This is a genomic window from Campylobacter sp. (genome assembly GCF_017646085.1).
Classification (GTDB): domain Bacteria; phylum Campylobacterota; class Campylobacteria; order Campylobacterales; family Campylobacteraceae; genus Campylobacter.
Genome location: NZ_JAGCNF010000084.1, coordinates 1 through 2,699 on the forward strand (window position 1 = coordinate 1; position 2,699 = coordinate 2,699).

The 2,699-nt window shown below is 32.8% G+C and carries 3 protein-coding genes; all 3 read left to right on the forward strand.

What is annotated here, in order from left to right:
* Positions 1–171 precede the first annotated feature (171 nt).
* The 3 genes from J6V67_RS04645 to J6V67_RS04655 are packed head-to-tail and all read left to right on the forward strand — an operon-like array spanning position 172 to position 2,624.
* A complete protein-coding gene (locus tag J6V67_RS04645) occupies positions 172–1,122 on the forward strand; it encodes an ABC transporter substrate-binding protein (RefSeq protein ID WP_291859471.1) in 951 nt (316 codons plus the stop codon).
* Complete coding sequence (locus J6V67_RS04650; RefSeq protein ID WP_291859474.1) at positions 1,103–1,879, forward strand: ABC transporter permease; 777 nt, start codon at positions 1,103–1,105, stop codon at positions 1,877–1,879. The genes J6V67_RS04645 and J6V67_RS04650 overlap by 20 nt, the downstream gene beginning before the upstream one ends.
* Positions 1,866–2,624, forward strand: coding sequence for an ABC transporter ATP-binding protein (locus J6V67_RS04655; protein WP_291859477.1), 759 nt, complete (start codon positions 1,866–1,868; stop codon positions 2,622–2,624). Before J6V67_RS04650 ends, J6V67_RS04655 begins: the two co-directional genes overlap by 14 nt.
* Positions 2,625–2,699 lie beyond the last annotated feature (75 nt).

The following is a 2,699-nucleotide window of genomic DNA, read 5'->3' on the forward strand; positions in this document are numbered from 1 at the left end:
CAAAAAGAGGCGCTGGAGTATATAGAGTATCCAAATAGCATATTTTCAACCAAAGTCTATGGATTGAGTGAAATTTATGAATATATGCTAAGTAGTGGTCATATCAAAAATCCTATTAAAGAGCTTATTTGGGATAAAGAGATGATGGCTAAATAAATTTAAAGGAAAAATTTGATTAGAAATTTATTTTTTGTAGTGGTTTTGATGATATTAATAGGTTGTGATTCAATTGAAAATAAGAGTCTACGCATAGCTCAGCAATATAGTACAATATATGCACCTATATATGTAGCTAATGAGTTAAAGATATTTAATGAATTTGATCCCGATTTAAAGATACAAAAGCAGAGTTTTGGTGGTGGTGCAGCGATTGTTGAAGCACTTATTGGCGGAGATTTGGATATGGGTTGTGTAGGAATTCCGCCAGCTATTATGGCGATAAATAAGGGAGCAGATTTAAAGATTGGCTTTGGAATAAATATCGCTCCAATTGAATTAATGGTCTTAGATAAAAATATAAAAAGCTTAGATGATATAAAACCAAACCACAAAATTGCCGTTCCAGGTGCGATATCAATCCAACAAATGATGCTTAGCATAGCAGCAATGCAAAAATACAATGATGCTACTAAATTTGATAAAAACATAATCACGATGAAAAATCCTGATTCATATACTGCGCTTATGAGTGGAACTGATATTATTGCACATTTTGCCCCTATGCCATTTAATATAAAAGAGAAGGCTGGTGGTGCCAGAGCAATTTTAAATGGCGATGATTTAGATCTTCGTTCAAGCATTGTGTGCTTAGTTACTAAAGAACTTTATAACGATACTAAAAGATATAAAGTTATAAAAAATACCTTTCAAAGAAGCATAGAACTTTTAAATTCAAAAGATAAAAATGCTATGGAAATTATCTCTAAAATAGAAAAATTAAGTTTAGCTAATGTGATTGAGTATATGGATTATCCAGGTAATGAATACACTATGGAAATTTATGGTGTCAAAAGGCTAGAAAGTCATATGTTGCAAAATGGCTATATAAAAAACAAACTACAATTAAAAGATTATTTTTGGGAAGAGGAATTTATAGCATTAAATGAAAAAACTATCAACTAGGGTAATTTATATCGCTATTTTTGCGGCAATTTGGCAGAGCGTTTATTATTTAGAGATTTTCCCTACAATGCTCTTTCCATCGGTATTTGATATATTTAGTTCGCTTTATAAGGAGCTACTAGATGGAAGTTTGATAACAAAGGTCGGATATACCTTATATCTTATTTTTCTTGGAATTTTAGTCTCTTTTGGGATTATTGTAGTTTTTGTATTGTTATCAAGCCTGCATAAAAATATTAAAAATTACTTTATTTCAGCCGTTTCAGTACTTGACCCTTTACCAGGAATTGCACTATTGCCACTTGCAATTTTGTGGTTTGGTGTAGGCAATGGAGCTATTGTTTTTATTATGACTCACTCAATTATCTGGCCTGTACTGTTAGCTATATTGCTAGGGTTTGACTCTATTCCTAAGATTTACAAAGAAGTAGCACTAAATATGCAAATTCCAAAGACTAGAATGCTAATAGATATATATATTCCAGCAGCGATGGCAAGTATCATAATGGGATTAAAAAGTGGCTGGGCTAGAGCATGGAGAGCGCTTATAGCAGCTGAAATGATATTTGGTACAACTGGGGCGCTAGGCGGTCTTGGCTGGGATATATATATCAAGCGAAGCTATTTAGATATGCCCGGAATGTTAGCTACCCTTATAGTTCTTATGGTGATCGGAATTTTAATCGAAGATCTACTATTTAAATTTATTGAAAATAAAACCATCAAAAATGGGGAGCAGTCTCATGAGTTTACTTAAAATATCAAATTTAAGCAAAAAATTCAAAGACAATTACATAATAAAAGATTTTAATATAGAGATAAATTTAGGTGATTTTATTATGATTTTGGGACGAAGTGGCGTTGGTAAAAGCACACTTTTACGCCTTATTGGCGGATTTGAGATAGCTAGTAGTGGACAGATTTGTCTTGAAGAAAAGATTATAAAAGAGCCGAGACGAGATATTGCAATGGTTTTTCAAGATTTTAACCAAATTTTTGCTTGGAAAAATGTCCTTGAAAATGTTGCCTATCCACTTAAAATTCATTCCAAGCTAAACAAAAATGAAATAAATCAAAAAGCGATTAAATACCTAAGTATAGTTGGTCTTGATCAATATGCAAACTACTATCCTCATGAACTTTCTGGCGGTATGAAACAGCGAGTTGCTATCGCTAGAGCGCTAATTCAAGAGCCAAAAGTCTTGCTAATGGATGAGCCTTTTGGCGCACTTGATGCTGACACTAAAGACGAGCTATGCGCAAAACTATATCAAATTTGGCTTAACAATCCTGAGCTTACTATAATATTTGTTACGCATAGTATATTCGAGGCTATTGCAATGGGTAATAAGTTTTTAATATTAGAAAATAACAACAAATATAGTCTAATTGATAATCCGGTTGTTAATCAAAAAAATAACCTAAAAAGCCCAGCTGATAGCGGATTTGATGAAGCTTGGAGCATGTTAAATAATCTAATAAGGAGCAAAGAGGTACAATGAGCGTTTTATATCATCTATTAATAAATGCCAAAAACCACCCAAACGCCCCAGCTATTATAGCCGATGATGGGGAAG